This window comes from Balneolaceae bacterium, from assembly GCA_034521445.1.
GTDB lineage: Bacteria > Bacteroidota > Rhodothermia > Balneolales > Balneolaceae > JAXHMM01.
In genome coordinates this window covers 518,602-535,313 of sequence record JAXHMM010000003.1, presented here as the reverse complement: position 1 = coordinate 535,313, position 16,712 = coordinate 518,602, and the positions used below count along the sequence as shown (strand labels likewise).

Here is a 16,712-nt window from a genome sequence, read left to right as displayed (position 1 = left end):
TGGGCAAGCCTAACCAGCAACTAGGCCAGATGGGATTCCGGAGTGCGTGCAATTCCCGGAAATTCTTTCAGGATCTTGCGGTCGAACGTGATCAGCGTTATGTCGAGGTCTTCGGCCAGGGCGACGAATTCGCAATCGTAAGCGGAACAGGAGGAATCCGACACCTTTCCCATCACGCGCACCGAGGGCACTTCGTACTCCCGCTGATCCATTAATTCCTCCGCCTGCTGCATGATTTGCAGAGCGGTATCAAAGTCCAGAAGCTGCTTCCGGTAATAGAGACTCAGCATGTTTCTGAACTCAGACCGCCACAACCGTGGTGCAACCCATTCAGAATCCGTACGAAGCAGTTTCCGGACCACACTTTCCTCTTCACTGGGCATCCAGACAGCCGCCAGAACATTGGTGTCAGCCACAATCACGGCCGTCCCTCCTCGATGGCATCCTGAATCTCTTCCATGGTAAGGCTTCCCTTAATCCTCTTCCTGAGTTGATCCGCCCGTGCAAGAATCTGATCCGGATCCCTTTCATGGCTCATTACACTCCGCTTCAGGGAGACGATAATCTCGCTGTTGAGGCTTCGATGATGGCGCTCCGCACGCTCTTTCAAGCGCCGGTGTACCTCATCGGGTATTTCACGGATGGTGATACTGGCAGGCATATGAGATGATTTCATTTTGACACCATATTAAAACTACCTTGAAATGACATAAGGCACAAGCAACGGGTAACAAAATGAGATACGCCAGAAGTGCAGCCATTACATCAAAAAATGTTTCCCGGCGCACGGGGGACGGCAGCTACCTGCTGCTGGGCGGCAGCCGGCAGGTGAAGATCCAGGCCGGCAGGTAAGCAGCCACCCCCTACCCCTTCCTCGCCAAAGCGTAAATCCCCGTGCCCCACTCCTTCTCCTCCTCCATGTCCTGCCGCATCAGCAGCAGGGCGGGCGGCAGCACAAACAGATACCAGACGGCCATAAAAGGCAGCGCCCAGAGCCGCCAGCGCGTCATCCAGAGCATGGGGTATTTAATAATCCACTCCCAGGCGCGGTGCCCCTTCCGCCCGTAGGTATAGGAGATCTCCACGGGTTCCAGGCCGGCCTCGCGCAGCTTTACGCGCAGGTCCTCCTCCGAGTAGCCCGTGCGGGCGTGCTCGTCCACAAAGCTCTCCTCCCCTTCGGCGTCCTCCTCCGAGTAGATGGAGGGCGAATGCATCAGGAAAAGCCCGTCTTCTTTCAGCGCCCCGGCGATATTGCGCATCACGCGCACGTCCTCCTCAATATGCTCCAGCACATCCACGCAAAGCACGAAATCGTAGGCATCGGGGGAGTTCAGCTTGAGCAGGTCGGCCTGGTTGAGCGTAATCCGTCCGCGCCGGATCTCCCGCCTGAAATACCTGCGCGCATCCTCCAGGTAGTCCTCCTTCACGTCCACCGCCGTTACCAACACCCGGTCGAACTCCCGCAGAATAAAACGGTCGTACTGCCCGAAGCCCGACCCGGCGTCCAGCAGGGTCCACGGCCCCTCCCCGTCCAGCCGCCCTCCCTCGCGACGCAGCACCCGGCGGATGTACCAGGAGCGCAGGAAAAAGAGGTCGAGGATTTTGTAGAAGAGGGTACGGAGGAGGCGGGACGATCGGATGATGCGGGCGAATCGATCCTTTACCGGGTCGTAGGCGATGCGGCTCATAGATCAGACCCGGTCTTTTATATTGGGGGCCTGCTTCTTCTCGTTGCCCTTCTGAATGAGCTCGCCCAGGAATCCGATAGAAAAGAACTGCGCGCCCAGTACCATGAGCATCACGCCCAGCAGCAGCAGCGGCCGGTCGCCCAGGTTGGCCCCGTAGAAGATTTTCTCCACGGCCAGCCAGGCGTTGATCACGCCGCCCACAAACAGAAACAGAAAACCGACCGCCCCGAAAAAGTGCATGGGGCGCTGCAGGTAATTGCGCACGAAGATCAGCGTCAGCAGGTCCAGGAACCCGTTCATGAAACGCGACAACCCGAACTTGGTGGTGCCGTACTTGCGGGGATGGTGCTGCACCACCTGCTCCTCGATGCGGGTATAGCCCTCCAGCTTGGCCAGGAAGGGAATGTAGCGGTGAAGCTCGCCATAGAGCTTCAGGTGCTCGACCACCTCGCGGCGGTAGGCCTTCAGCCCGCAATTGAAATCGTGCAGCCCGATGCCGGTCACCCAGGAGGTCACCTTGTTGAAAAAACGCGAGGGAATGGTCTTGGAGAGGGGATCGTGGCGTTTCTTTTTCCACCCGCTCACCAGGTCGCAGCCCTTCTTCAGCCGGTCGATCATCTCCGGAATTTCGCGGGGGTCGTCCTGCAGGTCGGCGTCCATGGTCACCACGTACTCGCCCCGACTGGCGTCGAAGCCCGCCTGCAGGGCGGTGCTCTTGCCGTAGTTGCGCTGCAGGCGGATGCCGCGCACTTCGTCGTGCTGTTCGGCCAGGCGCCGGATCACCTGCCAGGAGTCGTCCTCCGAACCGTCGTCCACCATGATGATCTCGTAGCTGAAGTCCTCCTTCAGGGCGTCACGGATGCGCCGGGCCAGCTCGGGGAGGGATTCCGATTCGTCCAGCAGCGGCACCACCACGCTGATATGCGTCTGCGTATCGGGCGTCAGCTCCTTCCGGCCGCGTTCGGAGGGCCGCGGGGATCCATTGGGTTCCCTGCGGCCGTTGCCGTTGCCGTCGCTGGTCGACTGCTCTTTTATGGGGTCGGTATGGCTATCCGTCGATTCGGGCACGGTCAGTGGATGCTGAACAGGGTCTGTTGGAGTTTGGATGAATCAGGAACCGGTAAAATATAGAGCATGCAGTCCAGAATTCAGAATGCGGGAGAGAAATTCGGGATCCGCGCTCAATCCTGCTTCAACGATCCCGCTCCAACTCCTGTGTATTATTTGTTACATTTGGCACGCACCGGAATAACACCTGACACACATGCTCGAGACCCTGAAATCACGCATTCCCCACTCTCTGAAGCAACGCATTCCTCGCTCCCTGAAAAACGGCATTCAAACCAGCGCCCTTTTTCGGTTTTTCTACGTGAAGAGGCAGGCTGAAGTAGACAACATCTATCACTGCTGCACCCACAAATCGGCCAGCCAGTGGGTCAAGGGACTGCTCTTCGATATGGAGACCTACCGCTACAGCGGACTGACCGGCTTTCAGTACCAGAAGGCGTGGATGCCAAACGGGAAGGACTCCCGCCCCTACAACGAACGCCGCTTCAGCCGCGCGTTCCCGCGCCGGCGCATCTGCGGCCCTCTCTATTTTCATTACGAGTGTTTCGAGGCCCTGGAAAAACCCGAAAATCACCGCGCCTTTTTTGTCATGCGCGACCCGCGCGACCTGGCCGTATCCTACTACTTTTCCATGAAGCACTCCCACGGGAATATCGGCGAGGGGCTCCGCAAGAGGCTGGACGCGCTTTCCCGGGAGGAAGGCCTCTGTTGGTCCATCGACACCCTGCACAATATGGGAGCTCTCGAGGCCCAACGCTCCTGGGTGAGGGATGGCGCCCAAAATTCCAACGTGCGTATTTTTCGCTACGAGGATCTCGTGGGAGGGGATCAGTTCCAGCACCTGCGGGAGCTCTTCGATTTTTGCACCATCCCCATGCCCGATGAGGCGCTTGCGGATCTCATCGATCGTTACGCCTTCCAGAAACTTGCCGGGGGACGCAGCAAGGGCACCGGCGACCGCAAGCACCACTACCGCAAGGGCGTGGCCGGCGACTGGCGCAATCATTTTGACGAGCAGGTGGAGAGCCATTTTCGCGAGGTGACCGAGGACCTGATCGAGGTACTGGGCTACGCCTGGTAGGAATTGCGAGGCGTTGCGAGTTATGCCAGGCATGGCAGGTATTGCAAGGCGTAGCAGGTAATGCAAGGCGTGGCTGGTCTTGCCAGGCGTAGCAGGAGTCCCGGCATGACCCCCTGCACCCCTGTCCCCTGTCTCCTATCCCCTAGTCCCCCACTCCCCCAGTCCCTTCCAAAAGCCCAAAATTCGGACCCTGATATTTGTGAAAAAATCACAATTCCGCAGGAGGTGATGGGCCCCTGGGAGTTCCTGTGCCATACAGGGCAATTGGGATTTGAGAAAAAATCACAAATATAGACCATAGAATTTGAGGCCTTTGAGGGGCGCCCTCATCCCAGCACAACCACAACCACCGCCTTACCAGCACAACCGCCACCCCGGCACATGTACCACCTCTCAGGCACAACCACCACCTCCTCGCCCCAACCCGCGCAACAGGTTAGACAATATTCCTCAGATCATGTATAATAGCATTAAGCAAATGGCCCAGGCCCGTCACAGGCACACCGGTCCAAGTCCGCTGCCCAAACCAGAATCCGTCCAGCCATGAAAAAACTTTATTACTCCATCGGGGAAGTCAGCGAGATCGCCGACGTGGAAGACCACGTACTTCGCTACTGGGAAACCATTTTCAAGGAACTCAGTCCCAAAAAGAACAAGGCGGGCAACCGGGTATACCGGGATAAAGACATCGATACGGTGCTCAAACTGAAGGAGCTGATCCAGGAGAAAAAGTACAGCACCAAGGGGGCCAAGCAGGCCCTGAAGCGGGAACGGCAGGAGGACGACGGCAACGGCAAGGCCGAAGTACCCACCACCGTCAAAAAAGACCTCAAGGAAGTGAAGCTATTCCTGGAAAAGCTGATTGAAAAACTATAACACGCCATTTCACCACGAATTCTTTCACCTCTACACCGGTCCTCCTGAAAGCAGGCCAAACCAACTGAGCCAAACTCACCCACCCAACCCTATTCCGTGAGCGACTCACGCATCCGATTACGACCACTCAGAAAAGAGGATTCAGATCGTTTCTACCGATGGATTACCGATCGGGATTTGCTGTTATACAACGCCACCTATCATCCCGTCTCCGAATATGAGCATGAGGAATGGGTGGAGACCATGTTAGAGGGGCGGGACGATATGGTACTCTTTGTGATCGAGCATATTGAGGATGAGATTCCCATCGGTTCCTGCCAATTGAAGGAAATCCACCGCACGCACCGCAGGGCTGAACTTCAGATCAGGATTGGTGAGCGTGATTATTGGGGACAGGGCCTGGGAACCGAGGCCGTGAACAAACTGGTCCGGTTTGCTTTTCAGGACCTCAATCTCCATCGGGTGCAGCTGGAGGTACACGCCCCCAACACCAGGGCCATCAAAACCTACGAAAAATGTGGTTTTGAACATGAAGGGACCTTGAAGGATGCCAAGTACATTGACGGGGAGTATATTGATGTGATATTAATGGCCATTTTGAACACCTGAAAGGCCACCTTCGAGCCACTAAGGCAAAACAGGTATGAGCTGAATAGGCAATCAGCCCGATCTGAGCACGCAGCACCCTTATAATTCCAGTCGCTTAAAAAGCCGTTCGGGCACCATTTTCACCAGGGATATGATCACGCGCCAGTACCAGGTTACGTAGGTTACGCTCTTGTCTCTCTTCCAGGCGGAATACGTTTTCCGGGCGACCTTTTCGGCGAGATACCAGGGGGCCCGGCAGGTCCATGCCGGCCGCCATTTTGGTGTCCACATAGCCCGGTTCCACCGTGACAACCCGGATGCCTTGCGGGGCCAGCCTCTGGCGCAGACCTGAAAGATAGGCCGACAAGCCGGCCTTGGAGCTCCCGTAGACATAATTGGCCTTCCGTCCCCGCTCGCCCGCCACCGAACTGAGTCCAATAAATAAACAGCGATGCTTCACCCCGGTTCGCCCGCCCTTCGAACTCTCCGGCAACCACCCTCAGAATACTGGTCGCCCCCAGGAAATTGCTCTCCATGCACAGGACGCTGCTCCTCTGCATCGGTCTGCGCCCTCTCCTGGTCCCCGTTGTACCCAGAACAAGCACCACCCCGTCGGGGTCTGTTCTCCAGCCGATCTCGAAAAATTCCCCGTGAGCATCAAAATCGGCGGGCATCGAAGCGAACCGCGTCCACCTCCACGCCGTACCGGATGGATACAAATCGGGAGGACATCGCGTTCAAGCTCCCCGGTATTCCCGGGATGCCAGGGTCAGGGAGGCCCCCTCCTTTTCGGCGTAGGTCCGGGCAATGGCAAGTCCGATGTCCGAATTACCGCCCAATATCAGTATATGCATCTTAGATTTCGAGTCTTCGTGACTGTTCTGATTCAAAGCACCCCGCCATGCCATACCTTTTGCGTACCTCGCGGAAACGTTGCAGCCCGGGATAGCCTTCTTCGAAAATGCCGACCGACATTCGGGCGTCTTTCGTCGAGGTAAATGCGGCCTCCCAGGTCAGCTACCAGGCGATCCAGCCCGTCCAGGAAATCGAAGCAGGCCCGGCTGCACCTCTCGAAATCCAGCGCAAGCGTATATCCCTCCAGGGAAAGGAAAGAAACGTATCGTTTTCCGGTCCCATCAATTTCAGAACGGAGAGAAAGGACCCCATGCCGGAGGCGCTGATCTCCTCCAATACGGATTTCATGCCCTCGTAGCTGTTTTTCTTGGGGAGCACAAACTGGTACTGCAGGAACCCCTGCCTGCCGTAGATCCTGTTCCAGTTCGATATGATATCCAGGGGATAAAAAACGAATGGAGATCCTCCTGGATTCCCGAGGTACGTTTGCCACACACACGGTGATAGTAGAGGGCGTTAAAAGCCGAAACGGTTCCCCTGTTCAAAAGGAAGCCGGGCAGAGTAAAGGGAATCCCCGGGGCGGCCTTCTCCGTGTAGTCGCAGTCGGGCCATTCCTCCCGAACCGGCCCGCCATCAGCAGGGATCGTCCCGAGTTTCCCTCCCCCCGCCATGCAGTCCGAGCCACGCCGACGGAGTAGGGCCAGTCGCCGTACTCCTCCATCAGGCGGAAAATCTCCTTCAGGTTTTCCGCCTTCAGGGTCTCAACATCCAGTCTTGAGCTCCCGATCGGCTTCATCCTGCATCCGGGCCTCCAGGATAATGCCGGTGAGTCCCATGCCCCCGCACGTCGCGTGAAATAGTTCCGGGTTCTCCTTCCGTGAGCAGACAAAGATCTCTCCCCCCGGCCCCAGCAGGGTCAGCTCCCTTACGTAATCCGAGAAGCAGCCATCCCGGTGATGGTTTTTGCCATGCACGTCGCTGGCAATGGCCCCTCCCACCGTAATATGCTTGGTGCCGGCCGTCACGGGCGGGAACCAGCCCCTGGGCACGAAGACCCGCAGCAGTTCGGCAAAAGAAACCCCCGCCTCGCAGTGCAGCTCCCCGCGCTCCCTGTCGAAATCAAGCATACGGTTACGGGGAAGAGTCTGGTACATGGTTTCCGCAAGGGCACTGTCCCCGTAACTGCGACCCAGTCCCCGGGCGATAACCCCCTCCTCCGGAAGGGCAGGCGTCGAGCCCGGCAGAAGCTCCCGCACCTCCGCCTCCATCACCGGGTATCGACCCCATCCGCTTACGGTTTTCTTCATGGAAGGTATCGCCCGCCGGCTTGCTGTTCGTTTTGGTTGAATAAGGAGCTGTTCAATACAAAATTTCCATCGCTCGCTTTGAAGGTAATTCTATGATCCAAAGCTAGCAAACATCACTTGTCAAGAGATACGGGGACCGTGTTTGCCATTCGAATAGATTAGGAGTCACGGAATCGCTGGCTGTTTTTGCCATTCGCGGGAAGTAGAGGCCATGGAGTCGCTGGCCGTGTTTGCCCACCACATGGTGATTAGGGGGCACGGAAAAGCTGGCCGCGCCATTAGCGAGGAATAGCAGCCATCAAATTCGGGCACAGGCCACGCCGCCCGGTAACACCAATCAGGTACGCGCAGGGTAGAAACAGGGCGCACATTTTCGCCTCGGTTCGGTGCGCAGGATCCAGTCGGTCGACCATGCAGGCGTGGCGGTTTCCTGAAAGTTCCAGAACGCATGACCAGATCTCAGCTTGTAGGTCCAGCGTTCACCCACCTGGAAGTCGCTGCCGAGGCGCAGCGACGCGTCCAGCTCGGCGACGAGTTGCTGCCGGGTATAGCCTTTCAGGGGATCGTTCATGACCCGTTTCCCTACGTGTTGCAGATTCCTGCCGATAGACCTGAAAAATTCTTCAGCAACTCCTCCTCCATCCAGGCCCTCCTCCAGCCGCTCAAGGGTCTCCCGGGAGAGAGGACGAACGCAGGAGCATCCCCGGCAAGAGAGTCCCGCCGCGCCCAAGTAATATCAGAAGAAATTTTCGCCTGCTTAAGGTATCAGATTCAGCCATGATTGAGCTCCCCTTTCAGATGGTCGGATAACCTGATGGCCAGCGCCACGATGGTCAGCGTGGGATTGGCAAATCCTACGGTCGGAAAAACGGAGGCTTCCCGCGACGTAGAGGTTATCCACATTATGGATTTTACAATTCCGGTCCACCACGCCCTCGCCGGGCCCCTCGCTCATCCGGGTGGTACCCATGTGGTGATAGCCTCCCCCCACCCTGCTTTCACTGCTGAGGTCAACCCGGAACCGCCCTTCCCTCATGAGGCCGAGCACGTTGCCCAGGATGGAGAGGGATTTCCTGTAATTAGCAATTTCCGCGGAGGAAACCGAACAGGAGAGGCGGACTTTCTGCATGCCAAGGGCATCCTGTTCGTCGATCAGTTCCACCAAGATTGGATGCAGACGGGGCCGGTTCGGTCCGGACGAAACAGGTGTAGAGCTGCGCCTTGTCCAATAGCCCGATTCCCGTCAGGCGATCCACGATGGACCTCTCTGCAAACACCTTCTCGGAAAGGGAGGCCAGAGCGCCTGTAAACCTGCGCTCCTCCTCGTCAAGCTGGTCGGTGTCGAGGCCCAGCGCACGGTGAAACTGAATGGACATGTTGTGGAGCTGCTCCTCGCGCATCCGCTCCTCACTCAGGGAAAAAACCCGGAAACAGGTGACCCCGTCGCGTGTGTGCGGATCGAAAGCCTCCACCTGCCCAGACGTTCCGACTTCAGGGTGTCCCACACCAGGCACATCCCGCCGCCGCTGTAGTGGGGATGGTCCATAAAAAACCTGCCCACCAGTCCCTCCTCGTTTCCGATGCCGGAGGAGACGGTGTCGCGGCAATTGAGCAGGATGCGGGGGTTTTCGATGCCCCCGCAGGCCAGGACTACAGCTTGCGGGCCTCCAGCGTAGCTTCCTTATCGTTCAGGGACCGAATCAGGCAGTGGCTGACCCGCGAGGCATTCTCCGTCAGCCTGAGATTGGTGAGATTGGCGTGAAGAAAGACGTCAATATTCCCGGCGTCGACGATCTCAGATCGATACTTCTGGCCGAACTTGGTGGGAGGACTCTCCTGGAAGAGGGGCGCGCGAATGTCGTGTTCCTCCGGTGCTGGTCCGACCATGTGTACTGAAGTTGGTCCAGCGGCTCGAAAGAGTTGATTTCGACGACCTCTTCCGCCCTCCGGTAATAGGGATTCAGGTCGTCCCTGGAAATGGGCCAGCCGCTGTAGGGCATCCAGGCTTTCTCCTCAAAATCGATGGCATCCAGCGGCCTGCACCATCCTCCCCAGTGGTTGGTCGTTCCCCCGAAATAGCGAAGCCTGGAGGTATTCAGGTAGGAGTCGGCGCCCGGAATTTCGCCCTGCGCCTCGCCCTCATACAGTTGCTGCACCTGCTGCTCCTGGGTGAAGGAACCGCTTTCCACCAGCGCAATCCTGAGGTTACCACCCGCAAACTCCCTGGCCAGGGTGATGCCTGCGGCTCCGGCCCCGACGATACACACATCGTAGGTCTCCAGTTCGGGTACCTCGTCCTCTCTGAGGTCAATGATCATGGGCGTTCAGCTTGGGCGTTGACGTGGGAGTTGCTGCTTGGGCGTTCACTTGGGCGTTCACTTGGGCGTTCACTCGGATTACGGGTGGTCAATAGCCTCATAGCTGGGTGGAAAGAAACAGGAGCGCCAGGATCAGCACGCCGCACGACACGCTGACCCAGTCTCTGACGGCAAACACCACCGGATCGTCGTGCATGTTCCGGCGTATGGCCACGCTCCACATTCTCATAATCCAGTAGATAAGCACGGGCGTGATAAGCCAGAGCAGGGGCGGGAAAACGTACATCTTCCGAACGGTCTCGCTGTTAAGATAGAGGGCGAAGATCAGCACCGATATCAGGCCGGACGAAATCCCGGTAGACATCAGGAGGTTCAGGTCCCCCGCCTCGTAACCCCTGCTGCTGCGAATGCCCGCATCGTCGCTCTTTCCTGTCCATGAGCTCGGTATACCTCTTGATAAGCGCCAAGCTCAGAAAAAAGAAAAAGAGGAAAATCCATGAGCCACTCGCTTATTTCAACCTGTGTGGCAACGGCCCCTCCATACAGTCGGGTCGTGTAGAGGCCGGCAAGGATCAGCACATCCAGCATGACCTTGCGCTTCAGGTAGAAGGTATAGCTGCAGTTAACCAGCCCGTAGAGCAGCAGAACGCCGGCGAATTTCGGGAAATGAGAAACCAGCCCAGCGACAGCCCCCCCAGCAACACGATGGGCACGGTGATCCAGGCGACCCGCAGGCTGAGCGCACCGGACGCAATGGGGCGATATCTCTTGGTGGGATGCCGGCGGTCCGCTTCACGGTCCCAGATGTCGTTGACCACATATACGGAGGAGGCCACCAGGCTGAAGGAGAAAAACGCATAGACGGCCGATATCCACTTTCCCGTGATATCCCACTCGTGAGCCAGGATAAAGGGCAGGAAAACCAGTACATTCTTGACCCACTGGTGGAGGCGAAGCTCCCGGAGCAGCAGGCGCGGCAGGGATTGAGGGCGGTCCCCCGCCGAGGATCGGTCCTCCATCCCGGAATGTTCGTGATTTGCCATAATCCCTATGAACGCTTGTTAACCATGCCCGTAAACGATACCAAAGAGGTCCTCGCCGTCTTCGATTTTGACGGTACCATAACCAGCGGCGATACCCTCCTGCCCTGGCTGTGGCATCTCAAAGCTCACCCGTTGAGTTTTTCGCCGGGATGACCAGGTGCATGCCCTGGTTGCTGGCCTACGGCCTGGGCATAGTTAGCAACGAAAAAGCCAAAAATCAATTACTGGATACATTTCTCAGGGGTAAGTCGACTCGCACGGTTGATCAGGCAAGCCAATTCTTTCTCAACGAAGTCCTGCCCGGCCTGCTGAGACCGGCCGCCCTCGATCGCATAGCCGATCATCGCGCCGCCGGCCATACCCTCGTGCTGATTAGCGCCTCGCCCGATCTGTACGTCAAACCGTGGGGCGTTAGCCACTCCTTTCACCATGTAATCTGCTCTTCGATCCGCCGGGACAGCCGCCGTATTACCGGCGGACTGGAGGGCCGGAACTGTTCCGGGGAGGTAAAAGCGGCCCGCTTACGGTCGCTCATACCCGATCTGGACGCCTGCCATATCATCGCCTACGGAGACAGCGAGGGCGACCGCCAGCTTCTTGATCTGGCCGACGAGTCGCATTACAAACCCTTTCAATAGCTCGCATCTGCTTCTTGTTCTACCGTGTCAGGCGCTCTTCCTGAGATGATCCGCCAGCCTGGCTGCAAGAGCGACCAGGGTCAGGGTGGGATGGGCGAAGCCGGAAGTTGGAAAAACCGAGCTGCCCGCTATATATAGATTATCCATACCGTGAACCCGGCAGTCGGGATTCACCACCCCCTCTCCCGGGTGCGCGCTCATCCGCGTAGTTCCCATGTGATGGGCCCCGCCATCCACCCGGCTTGCCCTGTCCAGATCCAGACGCAGGCGCCCCATCCGCTCCCTGCCCAGCGCGCCGGCCAGCAGACGGAGCGAGCGGCGGTAGCTGTCCGCCTCGCGGTACGACACCCGGCAGGCAAGGCGGACTTTTCGCAATCCCAGCGCATCCTTTTCCCCCGTGAGCCTCACGGCGTTCGAGGCGTCGGGTATCTGCTCCGCGCGGACGTAACAGGTAAAAAGCTGGGCCTGGTCGGTCAGTCGAAGCCCGGTAAGCCGGTCCCCAGTCCGACAGCTCCACCTGGGTCTGTTCGGATAGCCGGGCCACCGCCCTCGCCATGGAAGTCTCCCGCTCTCCCAGCCCGGGATCGGAGAGAGAAAGCAGGCGGCGAAACTGGAAGGAAATATTCAGCAGCTCCTCCTCCCGCTGTGTCTTTTCCTGCAGGGCAAAAAAGCGGGTCCGGGGAACATCCTCGCGGTTATGCAGGCGGAATTCCCGCCACCGACCCCAGCGTATGATCCGAGCGTCCCATACCAGGACCAGCCCTGCCCCGCCGTAATGGGGGTGTTCCATAAAGTATTTGCCCACCAGCCCATGCCCGTTGCCCAGTCCGCCTGGCGGCCCCTCGGTGCAGTTCAACAACAGGCGGGGATTCTCGATGCCTCCGCAGGCCAGCACGGTGCGGGCGGCCTCGGATTTCCATCGCTTTCCCATTCAGCGATCGCACCGGCAGTCGTTCGACCCGCCTGGCGTTCTCCCCCAACCTGAAACCGGTGACATTGGCGTTGAGGAAGAGGTCGATGTTTTCCGCTTCTACGATCTCCTGGCGGTAACGGTCACCAAACCGGGTGGGGGGACTCGACTGGAACCAGGGCGTGCGCATGCCGTCAAAGCGATGCCGCGCGCTGGTCCAGGTGCCCCCTTTTGGACAGCGAGGGAAAAGGACGGATCTCCACCAGGCGCTCGGCCTCCCGGTACCAGGGTTCCAATTCGGCCCGGTCGATGGGCCAGCCGCTGTCAGGCACCCAGGAACGCTTCTCGAAATCGATGGGATCGCAGGGGACGGCACCAGCCTCCCCAGTGGTTGGAGTACCCCGAAATAGCGAAGCCGGGTACCTCGCAGATAACCCTCCCCCGCAGATTGCCGGCGGTTTCTCCCGTGTAGAGATTCTGCGTCTCCTCCGAAGGTTCAAACCCGCCGCTCTCCACCAGGCACACGCGCAGGGAACTTGACGCCAGCCCCAGGGCTATAGTGATGCCGGCCGCCCCTGCCCCGACAATGCAGACATCATAGGGCTGCAGTTCGGGAACCGGATCGGTTTTCAGATCGATAACCATTCTCAGAGTCGTTTATAGATCTCAATGAGACTGTTGCCCCGGCCCAAGATCCGGCGGCTGCTTTCCAGGCGATAGCCTTTGGACAGGCCGCGGCGGACCTGCCCGGCCACGTCCCTTTGCCGGAAGAGTCCCCAGTCGCGGTCGGTCAGGATAACCAGCTCCGCCCGGGACTCGTGGATGTACTCCAGGAGTATTTCACCGTTCACGTAACCCAGCCTCCGGGCCCGCTCCCGCTCCATCTCCAGGTAGGAAAAATGTGCCATGGACATGCCTGGCAGCGTGGAACGGTCCGCCTCCACCACCAGCCACATGGCTTCCAATACCAAGAGACGTTCTCCCGGGTCTGACTGACGTTCAACCTTCTCCCCCAGGGTGCGTATTTCCTCCAGGGGAAGGTCGCCGGAAAGATCCAGGTGCTGCACGTTGTGGCGCATGGGGGCCACCAGCAGGGCTACCGCCAGAATTCCCCGCCAGGATGAGACCGCCGGCCGACGCCCGGTATCTTTCCAGCAGGCGGTCGTAGGCGATAGCCACTAGAGGCAACAGGGCCGCGATGGAGGGAACGAGATGTTCCAGATGCCATCCCCGCGCGGGAAAATGGCTCAGAGCAACGAAGCAGGATGGCCCCGGCCCAATCCCCAGCTCCGGACGATTTCGCAGGAAGGCGCATAGGCTATCCCGCAGCTTCTGGTCCCACACCGCCAGCACCAGCGGGGGAATCGCAAGGAATAGGTAATAATCATAGAAGGCCACAAAAGAGGGTAGACGATGGGCCGCCATGCTTGCCAATTTTTCTGCCAGGCCGGCGTCTCCCCACTGGGCCATGTGATAGCCCAGGATATTCCACCATACCACGGGCGTCCAGGGATATACATACCATGCGAAACCCGCAAGCAGCGCCACGCAGAAACCGGCCCGCAGCGCCAGGTTCAGGCGGGACGGGGAGAGTCGATCGCCTTCCAGATCGCGTAAGAAGCTACAGGCAGGAAAAACGCGAGGGCCGAAAGCCGCACCGTCACCGCCAGAAACGCAAACAGCAGGACCAGAAACCACGCGTGGCGCTCATCCATGCCCGCATTCATCACATACAGCGCAAGCATAATCAGCAGGCTCAGCAGGGCGTAGGTTTTGACCAGTGCGAGATAATAGATGCCGAAAGTAAAGCTACAGAAGCAAAGCGGTCAGGGGCCGCGCTCGTTCGCCTGCGTGCCGCCCCGCAATGCTCACCCCCAAGCCATGGAGGCCATGGAGCAAACGGCCGAAAACACGCGTCCCAGGTACATCTCCGATCCGCCCAGTTCCAGCACAAGCCCATAGAGATATAGCAACAGCGGCATCTGGGTGAAGGCGAAGTCATGATAGGTGCGAGTCCCTCCATGGTCAGCTGTGAAGCATTGAGATACCATCCCTCGTCGGCGCTTGGATGTCCGAAAATAAGATAAAGCAGGCATAGCAATCCATATCGGGCCAGTCCGGCCGGCGAAGTACAAGCCAGTTTATGTCGCCGAATAACTGCTCTCGGCATCTTGCATAATCACGGTGATGGCCTCCTGGAGGTATTGGGCACGTAGAACGCCAGTGGAAACTCGCAATACAAAGGAACCAATTTGACACCAATTATAAAAGATGAATCGAATGTTTGACCGGTTTAGCACAACTGTTCAACAACGCCGGAGAAATGTCAGGCGGGCATGAGCGGCATGGGGGCATGTGGGGACGTGTGGGACCATGCGGCTGAGCGGCCATTCGGGGGCATGGGGCATGAGGTTCATTGGGGGCTCCCATGGTGACCAAATAGGGCCCTCCATATTTGTGATTTTTTCACAAATGTTCGCGGACCCAAGTGGGTATACATGCTCCACGCACCCTTCCGTCAAAAGTCATTTGTGAAAATCACAAATATCAACCTGCATTATCGGCCCCATTTGCGGAGTACCCCCTCCCCACGTGCTAGCCATCCAACCGTTAGACAATAGAGCTCAGATAGTGTATAATAGCGCAGTACGCAATTGGCAAGGAACAACTTCGAATCAATAAAAGAGCAACCGGCCGCCCTTCCGATTTGAACGATTTGAAAAAACTAACCGATTAGCGCAACACATCATGAGCCTCTCCCACACCGAAATCGGCCCCTTCCACCTCTACACCATCGAAACGGGGCGCTTCCGGCTGGACGGCGGCGCCATGTTCGGGGTGGTGCCCAAAACCCTCTGGTCACGGCAGATCGAGGTGGACGAGAAGAACCGCATCCCCATGGCCATGCGCTGCCTGCTGATCGAATCCAAGAACACCGGCCGCCGTTACCTGGTGGACACCGGCATCGGCACCAAGTTCGGCGAGAAGATGGAGAAGATCTACGAGGTGGATCACAATCACAGCACCCTGGAAGGCTCTCTGAAAGCCCACGGTTTCGGGCTGGGCGACATCACCGACGTCATTTTCACGCACCTCCACTTCGACCACTGCGGGGGCACGACCCAATGGGTCGAGGGCGGGGAGAATACCGCCGAAGTCATCTTCCCCGCGGCACAATTTCACGTCACCGCCAAGCACTGGGAAACGGCCAACAATCCCAACAAGCGAGAAACCGCCAGCTTCTTCGAGGAAAACCGGCGTCCCTGAAAAATTCCGGCCGGCTCGAACCTGGTGGAGGAAAACCATGAGTACGAGCCCGGCCTCTCCGCCATCCCGGTGCACGGCCACACCATCTCCCAGCAACTGCCCAAGATCGAGGGAGGCGGCACCACCCTGGTCTTCATGGCTGACCTCATCCCCACCCACGTACACGTGCCCCTGCCCTGGGTCATGGGCTACGACATGCATCCCGTGCAGACCCTCGGCGAGAAAGAGGCCTTTCTGGAAAACGCCGCGGCCGGCGGCTGGCACCTCTACCTGGAGCACGACGCCGCCGAGGAGTTGATCACCGTCCGCAAAAACAATAACAAATACGAGGTAGATCAAAAACTGCACCTGAACGAGCTTTAGGCAAGCAGGAAGGCCAAATCCCCATATTCTTTTTACCTCAAAATTACTTAATTTGGTGGCTTAGTTTTTCACTGGACTCCAACCGCTCATAAAACAAGGGAATCTTAATGCGACTGATAAAGAGTTTCTTCGTAATCGCACTGCTATGCCTGGCCTCCGCGGCGACCGCGCAGAACATCGGCAACATCGACTTTCAGACCGCCGATGTAGGCAATCTGAGTGACCAGCGCATTATGGCCATTTACGAAAGCGCCCAGGCTCGGGGGCTCTCCATCGACCAGATGGTACAGCTGGCCGTCCAGCGGGGTCTGCCACAGTCGCAAGCCGCTGAACTACGCCGCCGGCTGCAGGACGCCCAGAGCGGTGAACTTGGTGGGCAACAGGCGGGAGACCAGACCACGGGACGGCAACGTTCCGGGTTGGACCTGCAAACCGCAAACAACGTATTTGACACCGTATTCGGGGGCGCTACAGGCATCGATTCCCTGCGCCTCTACCGCACCATTGAGCAGATCAAATATCAGTCGCGTCAAGACTCGACCAACCTTGCCAACCAGAAACTGCGGGACCGTATCTACGGCTATGAACTGTTCAAGGTGCGACGCTTCCAGATGGACCAGGGGCAAACGGGAGGCATGCAAGGCCAGGGTCAGGGCCAGGGCGGGCAACGCGTTCCAGGCCGAACTTAACATTCCCACACCCGAAAGACT

At 58.2% G+C, this 16,712-nt stretch carries 26 protein-coding genes; 8 read left to right on the top strand and 18 right to left on the bottom strand.

Annotation, left to right across the window (positions count from 1 at the left end; genetic code table 11):
* Positions 1-20: 20 nt before the first annotated feature.
* From U5K31_03000 to U5K31_02985, 4 genes are all read right to left on the bottom strand, one after another.
* Positions 21-422: a type II toxin-antitoxin system VapC family toxin gene (locus U5K31_03000; protein ID MDZ7771697.1), complete on the bottom strand. Its 402-nt coding sequence runs from the start codon at positions 420-422 to the stop codon at positions 21-23.
* The gene (locus U5K31_02995) at positions 419-661 is read right to left on the bottom strand and encodes an Arc family DNA-binding protein (protein ID MDZ7771696.1); all 243 of its coding nucleotides are present in this window, start codon (positions 659-661) and stop codon (positions 419-421) included. Before U5K31_02995 ends, U5K31_03000 begins: the two co-directional genes overlap by 4 nt.
* Before the next feature lie 202 nt (positions 662-863).
* Complete coding sequence (locus tag U5K31_02990; GenBank protein ID MDZ7771695.1) at positions 864-1,688, bottom strand: class I SAM-dependent methyltransferase; 825 nt, start codon at positions 1,686-1,688, stop codon at positions 864-866.
* Positions 1,689-1,691: 3 nt separating this feature from the next.
* Positions 1,692-2,756, bottom strand: coding sequence for a glycosyltransferase family 2 protein (locus U5K31_02985; protein ID MDZ7771694.1), 1,065 nt, complete (start codon positions 2,754-2,756; stop codon positions 1,692-1,694).
* 196 nt (positions 2,757-2,952) lie between these two features.
* On the opposite strand from U5K31_02985, the gene U5K31_02980 reads away from it, so the two are divergent.
* The 3 genes from U5K31_02980 to U5K31_02970 all read left to right on the top strand — a co-directional run bounded on the left by U5K31_02980 (position 2,953) and on the right by U5K31_02970 (position 5,322).
* Positions 2,953-3,837: a sulfotransferase domain-containing protein gene (locus tag U5K31_02980; protein MDZ7771693.1), complete on the top strand. Its 885-nt coding sequence runs from the start codon at positions 2,953-2,955 to the stop codon at positions 3,835-3,837.
* 543 nt (positions 3,838-4,380) lie between these two features.
* The gene (locus tag U5K31_02975) at positions 4,381-4,713 is read left to right on the top strand and encodes a MerR family transcriptional regulator (GenBank protein MDZ7771692.1); all 333 of its coding nucleotides are present in this window, start codon (positions 4,381-4,383) and stop codon (positions 4,711-4,713) included.
* A 96-nt stretch (positions 4,714-4,809) separates the two neighbouring features.
* The gene (locus U5K31_02970) at positions 4,810-5,322 is read left to right on the top strand and encodes a GNAT family protein (protein MDZ7771691.1); all 513 of its coding nucleotides are present in this window, start codon (positions 4,810-4,812) and stop codon (positions 5,320-5,322) included.
* Between the two features lie 94 nt (positions 5,323-5,416).
* On the opposite strand, the gene U5K31_02965 is transcribed toward U5K31_02970, so the two are convergent.
* From U5K31_02965 to U5K31_02930, 8 genes are all read right to left on the bottom strand, one after another.
* Positions 5,417-5,761, bottom strand: coding sequence for an SDR family NAD(P)-dependent oxidoreductase (locus U5K31_02965; protein ID MDZ7771690.1), 345 nt, complete (start codon positions 5,759-5,761; stop codon positions 5,417-5,419).
* A gap of 557 nt (positions 5,762-6,318) precedes the next feature.
* On the bottom strand, positions 6,319-6,651 hold the full coding sequence (locus U5K31_02960) for a hypothetical protein (GenBank protein MDZ7771689.1): 333 nt from the start codon (positions 6,649-6,651) through the stop codon (positions 6,319-6,321).
* A gap of 266 nt (positions 6,652-6,917) precedes the next feature.
* The gene (locus tag U5K31_02955; protein MDZ7771688.1) at positions 6,918-7,463 is read right to left on the bottom strand and encodes an FAD-binding oxidoreductase; all 546 of its coding nucleotides are present in this window, start codon (positions 7,461-7,463) and stop codon (positions 6,918-6,920) included.
* Between the two features lie 337 nt (positions 7,464-7,800).
* Positions 7,801-8,034, bottom strand: a complete 234-nt coding sequence (locus U5K31_02950) for a hypothetical protein (GenBank protein MDZ7771687.1) — start codon at positions 8,032-8,034, stop codon at positions 7,801-7,803.
* 508 nt (positions 8,035-8,542) lie between these two features.
* Positions 8,543-8,968 carry a hypothetical protein gene (locus tag U5K31_02945; protein MDZ7771686.1) on the bottom strand — a complete coding sequence of 142 codons (426 nt, stop codon included), beginning with the start codon at positions 8,966-8,968 and terminating at the stop codon, positions 8,543-8,545.
* Positions 8,969-9,196: 228 nt separating this feature from the next.
* Positions 9,197-9,781 (bottom strand): hypothetical protein, encoded by a 585-nt coding sequence (locus U5K31_02940; protein MDZ7771685.1) that lies wholly within the window; start codon positions 9,779-9,781, stop codon positions 9,197-9,199.
* A 97-nt stretch (positions 9,782-9,878) separates the two neighbouring features.
* Positions 9,879-10,145 (bottom strand): hypothetical protein, encoded by a 267-nt coding sequence (locus U5K31_02935; protein ID MDZ7771684.1) that lies wholly within the window; start codon positions 10,143-10,145, stop codon positions 9,879-9,881.
* A gap of 235 nt (positions 10,146-10,380) precedes the next feature.
* Entirely contained in the window at positions 10,381-10,824 is a 444-nt protein-coding gene (locus U5K31_02930; GenBank protein MDZ7771683.1) for a UbiA family prenyltransferase, read from the bottom strand.
* 24 nt (positions 10,825-10,848) lie between these two features.
* On the opposite strand from U5K31_02930, the gene U5K31_02925 reads away from it, so the two are divergent.
* Positions 10,849-10,977 carry a hypothetical protein gene (locus U5K31_02925; protein MDZ7771682.1) on the top strand — a complete coding sequence of 43 codons (129 nt, stop codon included), beginning with the start codon at positions 10,849-10,851 and terminating at the stop codon, positions 10,975-10,977.
* 8 nt (positions 10,978-10,985) lie between these two features.
* Positions 10,986-11,462: an HAD-IB family phosphatase gene (locus U5K31_02920; protein MDZ7771681.1), complete on the top strand. Its 477-nt coding sequence runs from the start codon at positions 10,986-10,988 to the stop codon at positions 11,460-11,462.
* Between the two features lie 27 nt (positions 11,463-11,489).
* Here U5K31_02920 and U5K31_02915 read toward each other — a convergent pair whose 3' ends face one another.
* The 6 genes from U5K31_02915 to U5K31_02890 form a co-directional block, all read right to left on the bottom strand.
* Positions 11,490-11,891 (bottom strand): GMC family oxidoreductase, encoded by a 402-nt coding sequence (locus tag U5K31_02915; protein MDZ7771680.1) that lies wholly within the window; start codon positions 11,889-11,891, stop codon positions 11,490-11,492.
* A 675-nt stretch (positions 11,892-12,566) separates the two neighbouring features.
* Positions 12,567-12,704, bottom strand: a complete 138-nt coding sequence (locus U5K31_02910; protein MDZ7771679.1) for a hypothetical protein — start codon at positions 12,702-12,704, stop codon at positions 12,567-12,569.
* Complete coding sequence (locus U5K31_02905; GenBank protein MDZ7771678.1) at positions 12,697-13,017, bottom strand: FAD-binding protein; 321 nt, start codon at positions 13,015-13,017, stop codon at positions 12,697-12,699. Before U5K31_02905 ends, U5K31_02910 begins: the two co-directional genes overlap by 8 nt.
* Before the next feature lie 2 nt (positions 13,018-13,019).
* Positions 13,020-13,451: a hypothetical protein gene (locus U5K31_02900; GenBank protein ID MDZ7771677.1), complete on the bottom strand. Its 432-nt coding sequence runs from the start codon at positions 13,449-13,451 to the stop codon at positions 13,020-13,022.
* Between the two features lie 495 nt (positions 13,452-13,946).
* Positions 13,947-14,117: a hypothetical protein gene (locus U5K31_02895; GenBank protein MDZ7771676.1), complete on the bottom strand. Its 171-nt coding sequence runs from the start codon at positions 14,115-14,117 to the stop codon at positions 13,947-13,949.
* Between the two features lie 123 nt (positions 14,118-14,240).
* A complete protein-coding gene (locus tag U5K31_02890) occupies positions 14,241-14,423 on the bottom strand; it encodes a hypothetical protein (GenBank protein ID MDZ7771675.1) in 183 nt (60 codons plus the stop codon).
* 697 nt (positions 14,424-15,120) lie between these two features.
* Here U5K31_02890 and U5K31_02885 point away from each other — a divergent pair.
* The 3 genes from U5K31_02885 (at position 15,121) to U5K31_02875 (ending at position 16,691) form a co-directional block, all read left to right on the top strand.
* Positions 15,121-15,639, top strand: coding sequence for an MBL fold metallo-hydrolase (locus U5K31_02885; GenBank protein ID MDZ7771674.1), 519 nt, complete (start codon positions 15,121-15,123; stop codon positions 15,637-15,639).
* 24 nt (positions 15,640-15,663) lie between these two features.
* A complete protein-coding gene (locus U5K31_02880; protein ID MDZ7771673.1) occupies positions 15,664-16,002 on the top strand; it encodes a hypothetical protein in 339 nt (112 codons plus the stop codon).
* Between the two features lie 107 nt (positions 16,003-16,109).
* Positions 16,110-16,691, top strand: coding sequence for a hypothetical protein (locus U5K31_02875; protein MDZ7771672.1), 582 nt, complete (start codon positions 16,110-16,112; stop codon positions 16,689-16,691).
* Positions 16,692-16,712: the final 21 nt, after the last annotated feature.